Genomic DNA, 16,556 nt, shown 5'->3' with positions numbered 1-16,556 from the left:
GGAGGGATAAGATGGGAAAAATTACTGGATTTAAGGAATATAGCCGTTCCAATTATGAAAAGATTTCTCCGGAAGTCCGTATCAAAAATTGGGGCGAGATGCGTGAAGAAACATCAGAAGAAAAAATTCGGACTCAAGCGTCCCGTTGTATGAGCTGTGGCATTCCGTTCTGTTCAGCAGGCATCATGTTGCCGAACGGTGCGTCCGGTTGCCCTCTGCACAATCTCATCCCCGAGTGGAATGACATGGTGTATCGCGGTCAATGGAAAGAAGCGTACGAACGTTTATCCTTGACCAATCCGTTTCCGGAATTTACAGGACGTGTCTGTCCTGCTCCTTGTGAAGGGTCTTGTACAGTCGGACTTATCGGTGAACCCGTTACGATCAGCAGCATCGAATACGAAATCATCGAACACGCTTTCCAGAACGGTTGGGTAAAACCGGCTAAAGCTCCGGCTACCGGCAAACGCGTTGCGGTTGTCGGCTCCGGTCCTGCCGGCCTTGCGACTGCGCACTACTTGACTTCAGTCGGGCATGCGGTCACTGTCTTCGAAAGAAGCGACCGTCCGGGTGGTTTGTTGATGTACGGTATCCCGAACATGAAATTGGACAAGGATATCATCCAAAGAAGATTGGACATCCTGGAAGAAGCTGGCGTGGCATTTGTCTGCAACACCGAAATCGGCAAAGACATCACAGCCCAGGAATTGGTTGATACGTATGATGCGGTCGTTCTGTGCGGCGGCGCAACCCGCGCGCGCGGCATCAATGTCGAAGGCAATGACGCAAAAGGCGTGCACATGGCTATGGATTTCCTGACTGCAAACACACAAAATATCCTTGCGGGCGAACCGCAGGAAAGCAAAATCTCTGCCAAAGACAAACACGTCATCGTAATCGGTGGTGGGGATACCGGTACCGACTGTGTCGGCACATCCATCCGTCATGGCGCGAAGAGCGTGCATCAATTCGAAATCATGCCGCAAGCTCCGGACAAACGTGATGCAGATACGAACCCATGGCCAGAATGGCCTAAAAAGCTGAAAACGGACTACGGCCAAGAAGAAGCGATCTACTTGACCGGCTCCGACCCGCGCAACTATGAGATCAACACGACGAAAGTCGAAAAGAATGAGGCAGGCGAAGTTACGGCTGTCCATACTGTACAGATCGAATGGAAACGTGATGCGTTAGGCAGAATGAATCCAGTACCCGTCGAAGGAACCGAAAAAGTCTGGAAAGCGGACTTAGTCTTGCTGGCGATGGGCTTCACCGGTCCAGAAGATACGATTCCGGATGAATTAGCTTTGAAACGCGATCTGCGCAGCAATATCCAAGCGACAGAGACCGACTACAAAACAAACGTGGAAAAAGTCTTTACATGCGGCGACATGCGCCGTGGACAAAGCTTGGTCGTGTGGGCTTTGCAAGAAGGTAAACTAGCCGCAGGCGAAGTGGACCGTTTCTTGTCAGGCGACACTGACATCTACTAATTCAGTTTAAAAAACCGAAGCAGCGGGCAATCGCTGCTTCGGTTTTTTTGTGTCGCGGCAACATTAAGTGCCCACCTCCAGCCAAGAGCGCTTGGCCGGAGGTGGGGATCGGATAAAAGGGTGAACTCCGGTGAAGCCGCGGCGGCCGGAGGAGGAAGGCGGAAATGGATGCCAACTCCGGCGGGCATCCGCCTGGCCGGAGCAGCCGCTCATCCCGGAGTGCCGTCCTCCGGTGAACCCGCATTTCCTGCATTCGCCCGGAGCGCTGATTCAGAGTCCCAATCTTTTCCGACAGCCTAAATAATCCCATATATTGAAATTCGAAATATACCTCAAAAAAATGGTATAATACTAGCATCAAATCCTTAAGTGATTTATCAAGGAAGATTCACAGGAAAAGAAAGGGTGTAGAGTTGTGAAAAATTGGAAAAGTGTGGCGATTGCCTATAGCCTACCAGCAGTCGTTCTTTTAGGATATTGGTATTCGGCGTTGACCCCAGTGTCGATCCAGTCACCGGAGTTTTGGACGAATATGTTTTTGTATTTGGTCGCAAGTGCAGCATTGATGAATGTCTTGGATCGGTCGAAAGCTGATAAAGTCAACAAAGTTTCTGGAGCAATAATTGGAATCAGTATTGTCTTCTTGATTGGTGGGATGCTTTTTGGTTCCCAAATTTTCAGGGCCAAAGATTACGCCAGCTTGATTACGCATACAGAAGGCAATTTTGAAGAGGACCTGACCATCACGGACCCTTCGCAGATACCAACGATCGACCGCGATATGGCGGAGCGTCTGGGAAGCCGCAAGCTGGGCGAAGTCCTCAATTTGGTTTCGCAATTCGACGTTAGCACGGAATACACGCAGATCGCTTATAAAGGCGGTTCGGTCCGCGTTTCGCCATTGGAATACGTCAGCTTTTTCCGCTGGTTGAACAACCGCGCTGATGGCATTCCGCATTATGTGACCGTCGATATGGTGACGGGAGATTCTGAATTGGTGAATCTGGAGAAGAACATTCATTACTCCCATTCCGGCTTTTTCGGGGATGATATTACGCGGCATATCTTTTTCAACTATCCGACTGTAATGTTTGAAAATCCGGTCTTTGAATTGGACGAAGAGGGCAATCCCTATTACATCGCGCCTATCGTTGAAAAAAAATTCAGCTTCATGGGGCCTAAGGAAGTCGTCGGTATTTTCGTTGTGGATGCTTCCTCCGGTGACATCACGCGTTATAGCGTTGCCGATGTTCCTGATTGGGTCGATCGCGTGTTCCCGGCGAACATGGTGATGACGCAGATCAATTACAACGGGCAATACCAAGGCGGTTACCTGAACAGCGTCATCAGCAAGAAGGGTGTCATCCAAAATGCACAGGGCTACAATTACATCGTGCTGAATGATGATCTGTATCTGTATACCGGTTTGACTTCCGTCGCGGCAGATGAATCGAATATCGGCTTTGTGCTGGTCAATTCCAGGACCAAGGAATCGAAACGCTACAACATCAGCACAGCGACCGAATGGAGTGCCATGGAGAGCGCCCAGGGATCGGTGCAGGAAAAAGGCTACATCAGCACATTCCCGCTTTTGTTCAATATGGAAAACAAGCCAGTCTATCAGTTATCCTTGAAGGATGATGCCGGCTTGATCAAAATGTACGCCTTTGTGAATGCGACGAACTATCAGAAAGTCGGGACCGGCAATTCCTTGGCTGCTGCGTGGAACGCCTATACAGGTGGCGTTGTTTCCACAACAACGGATGAGGAAGAAGAGGTCGTCGAGACCGAAACCATCAGCGGTGCCATCACTGCTTTGGAATCAGTCGTCATCGACGGCGAAACGACTTACTACTTCACGTTGGAAGGCGATGCAGAAACCATCTATATCGCTAAAGTGTCCATCGACAAGCAGTTGCCGTTCATCAAAGCCGGCGACAGCGTGACGATAGAAGTGGACGGCGCACGCGTCGTATCCATCATCAAACAATAAGTACAATTGGAAGAAGGGTCTGCCTCATTTGAAGGTGGGCTCTTTTTTGTTGCGCACGAATGAGGGTGCTGTTGATTCGCCGGAGGAAAAGATCCAAAAAGATCATCACCTCCGACCACGGCGGCTTCGCCGGAGTGCAGCCGTCCGCTACGCAGGCAACTCCGGCGGACATTCGCTCGTCGGAATTGAGCTCCCTGGCGCAATACCGTTCTCCGATGAGGGCACTCTCAGCGGAGCTGACATTCAAAAAACAACCATTGGCTAAACAACCGGATAAAACGAAAAAACGACTCTCCTGCAAATGCAAAAAATTGACGGAACAAGGGGTGTTGTTGCATAGTAAAGATAAGAATGCATGCGAAAGGAAGCGCTGCGCCATGGCAAACAAAGTGACCCATCCGATCTTGTTTCAAGGCGACCTGAAAAAGCAAGGTCCCTATTTTGAAGGATGGTATTTCAAAAGTGTTTCAGCAGATGAAAAAACCGTCCTCAGCCTGATTCCCGGCATTTCGATCACCGAGGAAGACCCGCACTGTTTCATCCAATATTCCTATGTCCATGTCGGAGAAGCGCTCGATAAAGAGCTGCGGACCGGCTACATCCGTTATCCATTGTCTGCGTTTCAATACAACCAAACGCCATTTGTGCTGAAAGTCGGCAACAGCGTTTTTTCGGAAACGCTCGTCAGTGTGCATCTGGAAGAGGAGGATTTCCGGATAGAAGGCATCCTGAAACTAGGGCCATTCCAAGCGGTCAAACGCACACCGGTGTCGCCATCCATCATGGGTTTCTTCGCCTACATCCCGAACATGGAATGTTACCACGGCGTCATCAGCATGAATCACGCCATCGACGGAACTGTGGCGATTGGAACCAAGACCCGCGATTTTACAGGGGGCAAAGGCTACCTTGAAAAGGACTGGGGGACGTCTTTTCCGGAAGAGTATGTCTGGATCCAGTGCAATCATTTCCGGGACGAGGGCACCAGCCTTTTCTTCTCGGTGGCGAAAATCCCTTTTCGCGGATCCTCATTCGAGGGTTTCATCTGCAACTTTATCGTGGAAGGAGAGGAATACCGATTTGCGACCTATAACCGCAGCAAATTCACTTTGGGATTATTGACCGATGACCGCATCGAAATCGAAGTTTCCCATGCCTCCGCCTCCCTTACCATCTGTGCGGAAGTGCTCCACGGCGGGGCTTTACTGGCACCGACCGAACAGGGGATGAATAAGTTGATCAAAGAAGGACTTTCCGGCATCGTCACGGTTGACTTCAGCGACAAGAAAACCGGGAAAAATTATCACGATGTCGGGAATGTAGCCGGCATCGAAGTCGTGCGCTAAATTTTTGTAGAGCGGAAGGGAGGAAAGGGAAATGAGCCAAAATCTGTTCACGTACCGAATCCAAACAAGCGGCAAACAGTCGTTGACGAACATCGATGTCTATCTCGAGGATGCTTTGGCAAAAAGCGGCGTGAAGGACGGCATCATGGGCGTCTTCTGTCCGCACACGACAGCCGCCATCACGATCAATGAAAATGCCGATCCGGATGTGCAGAAGGACATGAATTGGGGTTATACGGATACGTTTCCGAACAAGGGGAGCTACAGGCACGTCGAAGGCAATTCCGATGCCCACATCAAGTCATCCTTGACCGGTGCCGGCGAAACGATCATCTTGACGGAAGGAAAGATGCTGCTGGGGACTTGGCAAAGCATCTACTTCTGGGATTACGATGGCCCGCGCAACCGCAAATTCCACGTGAAGATCATCGCCGGATAGGTTAAAAAAAATGGCTCAAGCATATTGTTTCGAATTCGAGATAATAGCGTGTATAATATAAGAAAAACAAGCGGTAGGTGAGGACACGATGCTGGAGGATATCAAAAAAATATTGGCGGAACACGAACCCGAGCCGATCGGGGAACAGCGCTATTTCTCCGTCCTGCTCCCTTTGATCAGGGTGGACGGAGCGCTGCATGTCCTTTATGAGGTGCGGGGCGAGCATATCTCCCAACCAGGGGATACCTCATTCCCGGGCGGCGCAGTAGAGTCTGGGGAGAGCTTTGAAGAAACGGCGATCCGCGAAACAATGGAAGAGTTGAACATAAAAAGGGACAATATCAATATTTTGGGGGAAATGGACTATATCATGAACGAGCGTGCAATCATTCATTGCTATGTCGGCGAAATCGTCGGCGTGGACAAGGATGATATCCGCTTCAATAAGGAAGTTCAGGAAATTTTCACGGTGCCGCTTCAGTATTTCATGGATAACCGGCCGACTTACTACTCTTCGACGGTTCGGCTGGAGCACCCGGATGATTTCCCGTTCGAACTGATTCCGAACGGCAGGGACTACAAATTCAGGATCGGCGTCCATAGCGTCCCGTTCTACCATCTGGAGACCCATCGACTCTGGGGATTCACCGCGAACCTGACCGACCGCTTCGTGAGCATATTGGAACAAAATGAAAATCAGAACGCAGAATAAAAAGCATGAGCCCATTCATTTGAGGGCTCATGCTTTTTGCGATAGATAAAGACACCTTGCTGGCATGTTCTGGTGATGAGTATATTGGCGCATCCGAAACAGGTTTAACTCTTAAAGGCCGCTTTTACGAAGCTGAGAGGCTATTTGGTGCTTGTGTCAGATATTTTTACTGGTGGCTGCCTAAAACACCTGATCAAACGCTGAAAACATGATCCCGATACTTTTCGAAGCTAGCATGTACATGTGGTTGGACTTTCTTCAACGAAACAGGTCGGCCAGTCTCGTTCAGGAAGCAATGCTTGCTTTTGCCGGTCGTGCGCAACTCGCCAGTTGCGACATCGATGACGCGGTAGGCCAGACACAATTTGATTCCGTTGTATGAATCGATTTCGGGCAGGACATAGACGGAGTCGCCATAGCGGACCATTGCCTTATATTGGGCTTCGACTGTCAGCACCGGGCTTACGATGCCGTTCGCTTCCAAGTTTGCGTAATTTGCACCGATTTGATCCAAGAAGTCGATGCGGGCTTCCTCGAACCAACGGATGTAATTGGAGTGGTGGATGATCTTCATCTGATCAGTTTCGTAGTATTGGGCGACGTGGACATAGGGCTTTAATTCATTTTTCAAAAAAGGTTCCTCCTTGGGGCAGTTCATTACGGATATGAAAGAGCGATCGCAGGATGAGCTGTCTCTCTTCTTGCTGATAGGTCGCTAGATGTCCGATTCCTTGCGGTTATCGGACAACGCTCGAAGCGGTTGGTAGCTGGATGTCCGATTCATTGCAGTTATCGGACAACCCTCGAGGCGAGTGGTAACTGAATGTCCGATTCTTTGCGGTTATCGGACAACGCCCGAAGCGTGTGGTAGCTGGATGTCCGATTCCTTATGGTTATCGGACATTTACTGATATGACGCTAGGGAAAGCGGCACGAAAGGGAGGTCTCCTTTGGAGCCTCCCCTTCTTGTGCTTATAATAAGTTGTCTAGCTACACGGGTAAGCCCTTCGGAATTTAGATAAATCGTACCTATTGCGCTCTACGATGCTCAGTCGGCACGATTTCCTAAAATTCTTTCAGGGCTGAACGAACCCGTTCCGCTTTTCTATTTTTTTATTTTGCTTCGATTTCGATCAATAGGTCTCCGGCTTCGATCTGATCGCCGTCGATGACATAGATCTGATCGACGACACCGTTGATTGTGGAACGGATCATCGTTTCCATCTTCATCGCTTCGGTGATCACGACTGGATCGCCTTGCGAAACGCGGTCGCCGCGTTTGACGAGAACTTCCAATACAGAACCCGGCATTGTTGCGCCGACGTGTTCTTTGTTTGTAGGTTCCGCTTTTTTGCGGATCGCTTTCGTGCTGGTGATGGACATGTCTTTGACTTCAATTTCACGGCCTTGGCCATTCAGGTCGAAGTAAAGGATGCGCATCCCGTCCGAATCAGGCTCCCCGATCGAGTTCAGTTTGATGATCAAGGTTTTTCCTTTTTCAATCTGGACTTCGATCTGCTCGCCCATACGCATGCCGTGGAAGAAAGTAGGAGTGTCAAGCTTAGTGACATCGCCGAACTTATCGTAGACTGCGATATAATCCAGGAAGATTTGCGGGTACATCAGGTAGCTGATGACGTCCTCATCGCTGGCTGTGCGTTGGATTTTCTCCTCCAACTCGGCCTTCAAAGCAACGAAGTCAATCGGTTCACGCAGGCTGCCAGGTCTTACTGTGATGGCTTGTTTGCCTTTCAGGATGATCTCTTGCAATCTTTCAGGGAATCCGCCTGTCGGTTGACCCAAATCGCCTTTGAAGAAGCTGATGACGGATTCAGGGAAGTCGATGGTTTCGCCTTTTGCGTAGACATCTTCTTCATTCAATTTATTTTGGACCATGAACAGGGCCATATCGCCGACAACTTTTGAAGATGGTGTCACTTTCACGATGTCGCCGAACATTTTGTTCACGTCAGCATACATTTCTTTGACTTTATCCCACTCGTCGTTCAAGCCGACAGCATTCGCCTGTTGTTGCAGGTTCGTGTATTGTCCGCCCGGCATTTGGTGGTCGTAGACTTCTGTTGAAGTCGTTTGGATGCCGCCTTCGAATTCTTCGTAGTAGTCACGGATATCTTCCCAATAACGGTTGATTTTGTGCACGTTATGGATGTTGATGTCCGGCTCGTGTTCAGAACCTTCCAAAGCATAGTACAAGCTGCTGATGCTCGGTTGGCTAGTCGTACCGCTCATGGCACTCATTGCCACGTCTACGATGTCGACGCCGGCTTTGATCGCTTCTGAGTATGTGTAGATGCCGTTTCCGCTTGTATCATGCGTATGCAGATGGATCGGCAGATCGACAGTATCCTTCAACTCGCTGATCAGACGGTAAGCCGCTTGCGGTTTCAAAAGACCTGCCATATCCTTGATTGCGATAATGTGTGCGCCCAATGATTCCAGCTCTTTGGCCATCTCTTTGTAGTATTGGATTGTATATTTCGTTTGTGTCGGATCATTGATATCGCCTGTGTAACAGATGGCTGCTTCAGCGATCTTATCGTTGTCGCGTACGTACTGGATGCTTCTTTCCATCTGCTTCGTCCAGTTCAAGCTATCGAAGATACGGAAAACGTCGATCCCGTTTTTAGCTGCAAGTCTGATGAACTCTTCCAAACCGTTGTCGGGATAGTTTTGGTATCCGACTGCATTCGATCCACGGAACAGCATCTGCAATAAAGTATCCGGCATCTGCGAGCGCAGTTTCTTCAATCGTTTCCAAGGATCTTCGCTCAGGAAGCGGTAGGCCACGTCGAAGGTAGCTCCTCCCCACATTTCCGAAGAGAACAATTGTGGAATTGCTGCTTGCGTTTCAGCTGCGATGGCTTGCATTTCGTTTGTGCGGATACGGGTAGCCAACAAACTTTGGTGCGCGTCACGGAAAGTCGTGTCCGTCAAGAGCACATGGTTTTGGTCCTTGATCCATTGGCTGACGGCTGCAGGGCCTTTTTCATCCAAAATATTTTTGGCGGTAATGATTTTTTGTTCCGGCACGACAATGTCAGTCGGGATTCTAGGCTTGTCATAGAATTTCTTGTGGCCTTTTTGGATGCCCGGGAAGCCATTAACGGTAATGTTTCCGATGTACTGCATCGTTTTGTTACCACGGTCGCGCGTTTTAGGGAATTCGAACAATTCCGGCGTCGTATCGATGAATGTCGTTTTCGCATCGCCTGATACAAAGATCGGGTGCGTGATGACGTTGAACATGAACGGGATGTTCGTTTTCACGCCACGGATACGAAATTCGATCAGCGAACGTTCCATTTTGCTGACGGCTTGATCAAATGTCGAAGCGTGTACGCATAATTTAACCAATAAGGAGTCGAAGAACGGTGTTACGACCGTACCTTGGAATCCGTTACCAGCATCCAATCGGATACCGAAGCCGCCTGGAGAACGGTAAGTGTTGATTTTTCCGGTGTCAGGGAAGAAATTGTTCAACGGATCTTCCGTCGTGATCCGGCATTGGATAGCAGCGCCGATCAACGGGATATTTGCCTGTTGCGGGATACCGATTTCTTTATGCAGATCTTGTCCTTGGGCGATCAGGATCTGTGATTGCACGATATCGACTCCTGTGATCAATTCTGTGATTGTGTGCTCCACTTGGACACGCGGATTCACTTCGATGAAGTAGAATTGGTCGCCTTCCAAAAGGAATTCAACAGTTCCAGCATTCACATAGCCGACGTGTTTCATCAATTGAAGTGCAGAGTTACAGATTTCATGGCGGACTTGATCCGACATGGAAACGCATGGTGCCACTTCGACAACTTTTTGATGGCGGCGTTGCACGGAGCAGTCGCGCTCGTAAAGGTGAACGATGTTGCCATGCTCATCACCTAAAATCTGAATTTCGATGTGCTTTGGATCTTGAATGTATTTTTCGACATAAATTTCATCGCTGCCGAATGCTGCCAAAGCTTCACTGCGGGCTCTTTCGAAACCTTCGCGGGCTTCTTGTTCGTTGAAGGCCATACGCATGCCGCGTCCGCCGCCACCTAAAGCCGCTTTGATCATGATCGGGTAGTTGTAGGTTTCCGCAAACTCGATGACTTCGTCGATGTTTGCGACTGGACCGTCCGAACCAGGGATTGACTGGATGCCGGCTTCCACAGCTGCAACTTTTGCTTTGATTTTATCGCCAAAAATGTCCAGATGTTCCAAAGAAGGGCCGATGAATTTGATGCCTTCTTCTTGGCAACGTCTAGCGAAGTCGATATTTTCAGATAAGAAACCATATCCAGGATGAATGCCGTCTGCACCGGATTCTTTAGCGATGCGGATCAGGTCTTCGATGTCCAGATAGGCGTCGATAGGCTTTTTGCCTTTTCCGACCAAATAGGCTTCATCTGCTTTAAAACGGTGCACAGAACCTTCATCCTCTTGCGCGTAAACGCCAACAGTAGGGATTTTCAGTTCAGTCAGTGCACGAAATACACGTATCGCGATTTCGCCGCGATTTGCAACCAAAACTTTTTTCAATATTTCCACCTCGCCAGTTTTATTAAATTCAGAAACATTTCTTATACAATGATTAAAAATGATTCGTGATTTCCGCCAAAGATGAAAATTTGGCGAGAGAAATCAATTATATCTTTTTAATTATTCATTTTACACATTATTCTGCTTGTTTACAACTACCTTTTTAAGAATCTGTTAATAATTGAGTAAAATGTCATTTTTGGACAAAATACGAACGATTTAAATAATAAATCTTAATAACGTAAGCATATATTTCGTAATTTGAAATGAACCATGCTATTGTGAGAATGGATTTGCGTTTAATGCGAACAATCTATTATGAGAGTATATTGCCTGTTTTCTGTGCTAAAATAGATAACAAAGGGACGTGAAGCGTTTACACGTTAATGTGACGGAAAGCCGAAAAACAGTCGTAAAAAATGCGGAATCCAGGAAAGAAAAGGGGGATTTGTACGTGAGTGAACCAATTATAGGTAAACGCACGCCATTATTTGATTATTATAAAGCGAACGGCGTGAAGCTGATTGATTTCGGGGGATGGGAGATGCCGATCCAATTTTCCGGAATTCTTGCCGAACATGAAGCAGTCCGTGAACGGGCCGGACTGTTCGATTGTTCGCATATGGGGGAAATTGAAATATCCGGTGGGGAAGCGGAAAGCTACCTGAACGGGCTGCTGACGAATGATGTCAGCGTGATGAGCATCGGACAAGCCCAATACAATATCATGTGTTATCCGGATGGCGGGGCAGTGGATGATGTCATCCTTTTCAAAATGGAAAAAGAAAGTTACCTGTTGGTCTGCAATGCTTCCAACACGGATAAAGTCTATGCGTGGATGCAGCAAAACAACGGATTGGAAGCGATCCTCAACAATATTTCCGACAGCATCGGCCTGCTCGCCCTGCAGGGACCGGCAGCCATCAAGATCCTGAAGGAACTGACGGAAGCCGATCTGGATGCCATCGGAAATTACCATTTCATCGCGGACCAGGAAGTTGCGGGCATTCCGCATGTCCTGATTTCGAGGACGGGCTATACCGGCGAAGATGGCTTTGAATTGTATCTGGGGAGCGAGCAGACCGCTTCCTTATGGGAAAAACTGTTGGCCGCCGGAGAAGCCTACGGGGTATTGCCTTGCGGACTCGGTTCGCGGGACACGCTGCGCCTGGAAGCTGGGATGCCGCTCTATGGGCATGAATTGTCCGAGGAAATCAATCCGTTGGCGGCCGGGCTGGGATTTGCGGTCAAGACGAAAAAAACGAGCGATTTTATCGGCAAAGCTGCCTTGACGGCAATCCGCGAAAACGGACCAACCGAAAAGATCATCGGTTTCGAAGCAACTGAAAGAGGGATCCCGCGCGAAGGCTACAAAATCTTTTCAGCGGCCGGGGAAGAAATCGGGATCGTCACTTCCGGAACGCAATCGCCGACTTTGAAGAAAAGTATCGGGATGGCCTTGGTCAAGTCGGAAGCGGCCGCCATCGGCACAGAAATCCAGATTGAAATACGCAACAAACGCATCCAAGCGACAATCATTCCAAAACCTTTCTACAAAAGAGCGAAATAAAAAAACTAATAAGCACTCATACTAATGAAAAAAATAATAAACCAGCGCACCGCGCGGAAGGATGATCAAAATGGCAGACCACAAAAATTTTTATTACACAAAAGAGCATGAATGGGTAGAAAAAATCACGGAAGATACGGTACGCATCGGCATCACGGAACATGCGGCTGAACAATTGGGCGACATCGTGTTCGTGGATTTCGTGGCCGATCTGGATGCGGAATTGGCCAAAGGGGACGAAGCGGTCACTGTCGAATCCGTAAAATCAGTCTCGGAAGTCTACGCGCCTGTGTCCGGAACGGTGATCAAGCAAAATGAAGCTTTGGCTGATGCGCCGGAAACCGTCAATGCGGAAGCTTTTGCAGGCGGCTGGATGTACGAAATGACCTTGAGCGATGCCAGCGAATTGGATGAATTATTGAGCTACGACGAGTATGAAGCATTCGTGGCCGAGGAGGAAGCGTAAAATGACTGAGGAGCAATTCCGTTATCTACCGGATACAGCCGAAGATGAAAAGGAAATGCTGGCCGTAATCGGGGTCGAGAGCATGGAGGATCTGTTCACGGATATCCCTGAACAGATCCTCCTGAAGGAAGAACTGGCGATTCCGGCTGCCGTTTCCGAATCGGAACTATTGAAACAAATGAAAGATTTGGCCGAAAAAAACGTCAGCGCCGGGCAGATGCCGATCTTCATGGGCGCCGGTACTTATGATCATTACATTCCGAGCGTGGTCGATGCCGTGATTTCGCGCTCCGAATTCTATACGGCCTATACCCCTTATCAGGCGGAAGCCAGCCAAGGGGAACTGCAGGCGATTTTCGAATTCCAATCGATGATCAGCGAATTGACCGGAATGGAAGCGACAAACTCTTCCTTATATGATGGTTTCGCTTCCTTGAGCGAAGCAGTCGGTTTGGCAGCGGCAGTCACGAAAAGGAACGAAATCGTCCTCTCGCAGTCAGTCCACCCGAACGCTCGTGCTGTCGTCCACGCTTCTGCAAAAGGCCGCGGACTGGATGTCATCGAAGTGTTGATGGAGAAGGACGTCACCAATTTCAATGTGACGCGATGCCTGACGACACCTGATACAGCGGCAATCGTTGTCCAGTATCCGAATTTCTTCGGATCGGTCGAAGATTTGGCTGTCGTCAAAAAAATCGCCGAAGACAAAGGCGCGCTGTTGATCGTGATGGCCAATCCATTGGCGCTGGGAATCCTCGAAGCACCTGGAAACTTAGGTGCGGATATCGTCGTCGGCGACACGCAGCCGTTCGGTTTGCCGATGTCATTCGGCGGCCCTCACTGCGGTTACTTCTCCGTGAACCAGAAGCATATCCGCAAAGTTCCCGGCAGAATCGTAGGGGAAACGCTTGATGCCGATGGAGAGCGCGCGTTTGTCCTGACGCTCCAGAGCAGGGAGCAGCATATCCGCCGCGAAAAAGCGACTTCCTACATGAGTTCGAACCAAGCCTTGAATGCCTTGGCCTCCGCCGTCTGCATGGCAGCCCTCGGGAAACAGGGTGTCCAGGAAATGGCGCAACTGAACGTCGACAAAGCGGCTTATCTTGCCCAAGCTTTGCAGGATAAAGGCTTCGCTATCCTGAACCAGTCGCCGTTCTTCAATGAGTTCGTCATCGATCTGCCTTTCCCGGCCGAAGAAGCCAACCGCGCTCTGCTGGAGGCGGGCATCATCGGCGGCTACAGCTTGGCGGAAACCTATAAAAAACCAAATCAATTGTTGGTTTGTGCCACCGAAAAACGCACGAAGGAAGAAATCGACCGATTCATTGCGGTATTGGAGGGTATGAACCATGCGTAAAACGAAAAATATGATCTTTGAATTAAGCCGTCCGGGTCGCATCGGCTACAGCTTGCCGAAGAGTGATGTCCCGAAAACGGACTTCAAAGCCAAATTACCGGAGCATCTCGTCCGCAAACAACCTGCAGAACTGCCTGAAATCAGTGAACTGCAGCTGATGCGCCATTACACCAACCTTTCCCAGGACAACTTCGGTGTGGAAAACGGCTTTTATCCGCTGGGTTCCTGCACAATGAAATACAATCCGAAAATCAATGAGGTGACCGCCCGCTTGGACGGCTTCGCCAATATCCATCCTTATCAACCTGTGGAGACCGTCCAAGGCGCGTTACAGTTGATGCATGAGCTGCAGGAAGATCTGGCCGTCATCACCGGCATGGACGGTGTTTCCCTGCAACCGGCAGCCGGTGCGCACGGCGAATGGACCGGATTGATGATGGTGCGGGCTTACCATGAAAAGAATGGCGATCTCCAGCGCACGAAGGTTTTCGTGCCGGATAGTGCCCATGGAACCAACCCATCCAGTGCCCATATCGCGGGGTTCGATGTGGTAAGCATCCCATCGACCGCTGAAGGTTTGGTCGATCTCGAAGCCTTGCGCAATGCAGTTGATGACCAGACTGCCGCCTTGATGCTGACGAATCCGAATACGCTTGGCCTGTTCGAACGCGACATCATTCAGATCGCGGAAATCATCCATGGAGCCGGCGGATTGCTTTATTACGACGGAGCGAACCTGAACGCCATCCTCAGCAAAACGACGCCGGGCACGATGGGCTTCGATATCGTCCATCTGAATCTGCACAAGACCTTCAGCACGCCGCATGGCGGCGGCGGACCGGGAGCCGGTCCGGTAGGCGTAAAAGCACATATCAAGGAGTTCCTGCCGATCCCGAGAGTGGAAAAGACGGAAGATGGCTATGTGCTTAACAGCAATCATCCCGCTTCAATCGGCCCGGTCAAAGGCTATTACGGCAACTTCGGCGTCCTGGTGCGGGCCTACACCTACATCCGCACGATGGGTCCGGTCGGCTTGCGCAAAGTTTCCGAGAGCGCTGTGCTGCATGCCAATTATCTGCGCAAGCTTCTCGAAAATGATTTTGACACGCCGTACCCGGTCATCTGCAAACATGAATTCGTCCTCTCCGGCAACCGCCAGAAGAAAGGCGGCGTAAGGACTTTGGATATAGCCAAACGCTTGCTGGATTACGGTTATTACGCTCCGACCGTCTATTTCCCGCTGATCGTCGAAGAAGCCTTGATGATCGAACCGACGGAAACCGAGAGCAAGGAAACGCTCGATGACTTCGCGGGCGCGCTGATCGCAATCGCCCGCGAAGCTGCCGAAACGCCTGAAACCGTCACCCAAGCGCCGCATCATACATCGGTCAGACGACTGGATGAAGTGCGCGCCGCTAGGGTGATCAAGGTGAAATACTGATTTATTTTCATAAAGAGAACAGCCCCCGATTATCCATTGATTAATGGATAATCGGGGGCTGTTTGCTGTATTTGTGCTGCTTATTGTGCGACAGTCTGTTCCAGCAACAGGTTCATGTTCAGGAAGCCGCGCTCGCTTTTCAGTTGGAAAGCGTGCTTAGTGGCGTTGAAGTCAACGACATTGTCGCTGTCGAGGAAAACCAGTGCCCATTTTTGAGCAGGAACAGGTCCGATGTTCGTTTCGATTACGGCATCGTATTCCGCCATTCCGGCATCATTGACCTTCAGCATGAAAATACCGGTGCTCGGGCAGCCGCAATCTTCACCGACTGCATAGAACAGGCTGATGTCCTTAAGGTCGTAACGTTTTTGGATTTCCGCGATGGCGGAATCGGTAAAAGTGAATTTCATAATATAATCCCTTTCTTTCTGTATGTTAACCGCAAGTGACCGTTCGGGGAAACTGCCTATCCGGTTGTGTATTCTTACTATAAGTATACGACATATGGCCCAAAAAACAAGAAAAGCCATCTTCCGGATGGAGGATGGCCAGGCTTGTCAGTCTGTTTTAACAGGCTGTTTTCGTTTGCGGATATACCAAATGATGACGGCAATCCCGATAATAGCGATGATCACGTAGGCGATGTTGGAATAAATATCCATATAATGGACAATCGTTTCCCACTGCGAGCCGACAGCCGCGCCCAGATAGATCAGGACTGTGTTCCAGATGACGGTTCCGATAGTCGTGAACAGAAGGAAAAGACCGAAGTTCATGTTCGCCATTCCGGCTGGTAAAGAGATCAAGCTCCTGATCAAAGGCACGAAGCGGCAGAAGAAAACCGTCCAGAAGCCATAGCGATCGAACCAAGAATCTGCTTTGTGGATATCAGCATGCGTGATGCGCAGGATGTTGCCGTACTTGTCGACGATTTTGTCCAGTCTTTCGACATCCAATAAGGTACCGAGACCATAAAGAATCGCGGCCCCGACGACTGCACCGATTGTGGCAGCGACGATCATCAAGGGGATATTGAGCTCCGTAGTGGTTGTCATAAAACCGCCAAAAGTCAAAATGACTTCAGAAGGGATCGGCGGAAAAAGATTTTCGATCATAATCAAAAATGCTACACCGAAGTAGCCAAATTGCTCCATAATGCTTTGAATCCAAGCTTCGATAGTGATTCACTCCTCT

At 49.5% G+C, this 16,556-nt stretch carries 13 protein-coding genes; 9 read left to right on the top strand and 4 right to left on the bottom strand.

The genetic code is table 11. From position 1 onward, the window contains the following. Positions 1-11 precede the first annotated feature (11 nt). The 5 genes from ACKPBX_RS03055 (at position 12) to ACKPBX_RS03035 (ending at position 5,983) form a co-directional block, all read left to right on the top strand. On the top strand, positions 12-1,493 hold the full coding sequence (locus tag ACKPBX_RS03055; RefSeq protein WP_319995956.1) for a glutamate synthase subunit beta: 1,482 nt from the start codon (positions 12-14) through the stop codon (positions 1,491-1,493). Between the two features lie 415 nt (positions 1,494-1,908). Then, positions 1,909-3,486: a hypothetical protein gene (locus ACKPBX_RS03050; RefSeq protein WP_319995955.1), complete on the top strand. Its 1,578-nt coding sequence runs from the start codon at positions 1,909-1,911 to the stop codon at positions 3,484-3,486. 71 nt (positions 3,487-3,557) lie between these two features. Continuing rightward, positions 3,558-4,832 carry a tocopherol cyclase family protein gene (locus tag ACKPBX_RS03045; RefSeq protein WP_319995954.1) on the top strand — a complete coding sequence of 425 codons (1,275 nt, stop codon included), beginning with the start codon at positions 3,558-3,560 and terminating at the stop codon, positions 4,830-4,832. Between the two features lie 31 nt (positions 4,833-4,863). Next, complete coding sequence (locus tag ACKPBX_RS03040; protein ID WP_319995953.1) at positions 4,864-5,271, top strand: secondary thiamine-phosphate synthase enzyme YjbQ; 408 nt, start codon at positions 4,864-4,866, stop codon at positions 5,269-5,271. An 88-nt stretch (positions 5,272-5,359) separates the two neighbouring features. Further along, positions 5,360-5,983: an NUDIX hydrolase gene (locus ACKPBX_RS03035; protein ID WP_319995952.1), complete on the top strand. Its 624-nt coding sequence runs from the start codon at positions 5,360-5,362 to the stop codon at positions 5,981-5,983. A 193-nt stretch (positions 5,984-6,176) separates the two neighbouring features. On the opposite strand, the gene ACKPBX_RS03030 is transcribed toward ACKPBX_RS03035, so the two are convergent. Together ACKPBX_RS03030 and ACKPBX_RS03025 are read right to left on the bottom strand one after the other, a co-directional pair. Beyond that, on the bottom strand, positions 6,177-6,614 hold the full coding sequence (locus tag ACKPBX_RS03030) for an acyl-CoA thioesterase (RefSeq protein ID WP_319995951.1): 438 nt from the start codon (positions 6,612-6,614) through the stop codon (positions 6,177-6,179). Positions 6,615-7,096: 482 nt separating this feature from the next. After that, positions 7,097-10,528 carry a pyruvate carboxylase gene (locus tag ACKPBX_RS03025; protein WP_319995950.1) on the bottom strand — a complete coding sequence of 1,144 codons (3,432 nt, stop codon included), beginning with the start codon at positions 10,526-10,528 and terminating at the stop codon, positions 7,097-7,099. Between the two features lie 454 nt (positions 10,529-10,982). On the opposite strand from ACKPBX_RS03025, the gene gcvT reads away from it, so the two are divergent. The 4 genes from gcvT (at position 10,983) to gcvPB (ending at position 15,362) form a co-directional block, all read left to right on the top strand. Further along, entirely contained in the window at positions 10,983-12,098 is a 1,116-nt protein-coding gene (gene gcvT, locus ACKPBX_RS03020) for a glycine cleavage system aminomethyltransferase GcvT (protein WP_319995949.1), read from the top strand. A 70-nt stretch (positions 12,099-12,168) separates the two neighbouring features. Beyond that, the gene (gcvH, locus tag ACKPBX_RS03015) at positions 12,169-12,564 is read left to right on the top strand and encodes a glycine cleavage system protein GcvH (RefSeq protein WP_086627245.1); all 396 of its coding nucleotides are present in this window, start codon (positions 12,169-12,171) and stop codon (positions 12,562-12,564) included. A gap of 1 nt (position 12,565) precedes the next feature. After that, positions 12,566-13,921 (top strand): aminomethyl-transferring glycine dehydrogenase subunit GcvPA, encoded by a 1,356-nt coding sequence (gcvPA, locus tag ACKPBX_RS03010; RefSeq protein ID WP_319995948.1) that lies wholly within the window; start codon positions 12,566-12,568, stop codon positions 13,919-13,921. Next, the gene (gene gcvPB, locus ACKPBX_RS03005; RefSeq protein WP_119093436.1) at positions 13,914-15,362 is read left to right on the top strand and encodes an aminomethyl-transferring glycine dehydrogenase subunit GcvPB; all 1,449 of its coding nucleotides are present in this window, start codon (positions 13,914-13,916) and stop codon (positions 15,360-15,362) included. Before gcvPA ends, gcvPB begins: the two co-directional genes overlap by 8 nt. 80 nt (positions 15,363-15,442) lie before the next feature. Here gcvPB and ACKPBX_RS03000 read toward each other — a convergent pair whose 3' ends face one another. Together ACKPBX_RS03000 and ACKPBX_RS02995 are read right to left on the bottom strand one after the other, a co-directional pair. Further along, on the bottom strand, positions 15,443-15,772 hold the full coding sequence (locus ACKPBX_RS03000) for an iron-sulfur cluster biosynthesis family protein (RefSeq protein WP_160117076.1): 330 nt from the start codon (positions 15,770-15,772) through the stop codon (positions 15,443-15,445). Between the two features lie 147 nt (positions 15,773-15,919). Then, positions 15,920-16,516 (bottom strand): DedA family protein, encoded by a 597-nt coding sequence (locus tag ACKPBX_RS02995; RefSeq protein WP_200831763.1) that lies wholly within the window; start codon positions 16,514-16,516, stop codon positions 15,920-15,922. Positions 16,517-16,556: the final 40 nt, after the last annotated feature.

Source organism: Trichococcus shcherbakoviae (genome assembly GCF_963666195.1).
Lineage (GTDB): Bacteria > Bacillota > Bacilli > Lactobacillales > Aerococcaceae > Trichococcus > Trichococcus shcherbakoviae.
The sequence above is the reverse complement of the archived record's forward strand: the minus strand, read 5'-3'. Positions and strand labels throughout refer to the sequence as shown.

What these genes read in the sequence shown, in the direction of transcription:
- gcvH (WP_086627245.1), top strand. Translation starts at nt 12,169, where the DNA reads ATGGCAGACCACAAAAATTTTTATTACACAAAAGAGCATGAATGGGTA.
- gcvPB (WP_119093436.1), top strand. Translation starts at nt 13,914, where the DNA reads ATGCGTAAAACGAAAAATATGATCTTTGAATTAAGCCGTCCGGGTCGC.
- ACKPBX_RS03055 (WP_319995956.1), top strand. Translation starts at nt 12, where the DNA reads ATGGGAAAAATTACTGGATTTAAGGAATATAGCCGTTCCAATTATGAA.
- ACKPBX_RS02995 (WP_200831763.1), bottom strand. Translation starts at nt 16,516, where the DNA reads ATGGAGCAATTTGGCTACTTCGGTGTAGCATTTTTGATTATGATCGAA.
- ACKPBX_RS03040 (WP_319995953.1), top strand. Translation starts at nt 4,864, where the DNA reads ATGAGCCAAAATCTGTTCACGTACCGAATCCAAACAAGCGGCAAACAG.
- ACKPBX_RS03035 (WP_319995952.1), top strand. Translation starts at nt 5,360, where the DNA reads ATGCTGGAGGATATCAAAAAAATATTGGCGGAACACGAACCCGAGCCG.
- ACKPBX_RS03000 (WP_160117076.1), bottom strand. Translation starts at nt 15,772, where the DNA reads ATGAAATTCACTTTTACCGATTCCGCCATCGCGGAAATCCAAAAACGT.
- gcvPA (WP_319995948.1), top strand. Translation starts at nt 12,566, where the DNA reads ATGACTGAGGAGCAATTCCGTTATCTACCGGATACAGCCGAAGATGAA.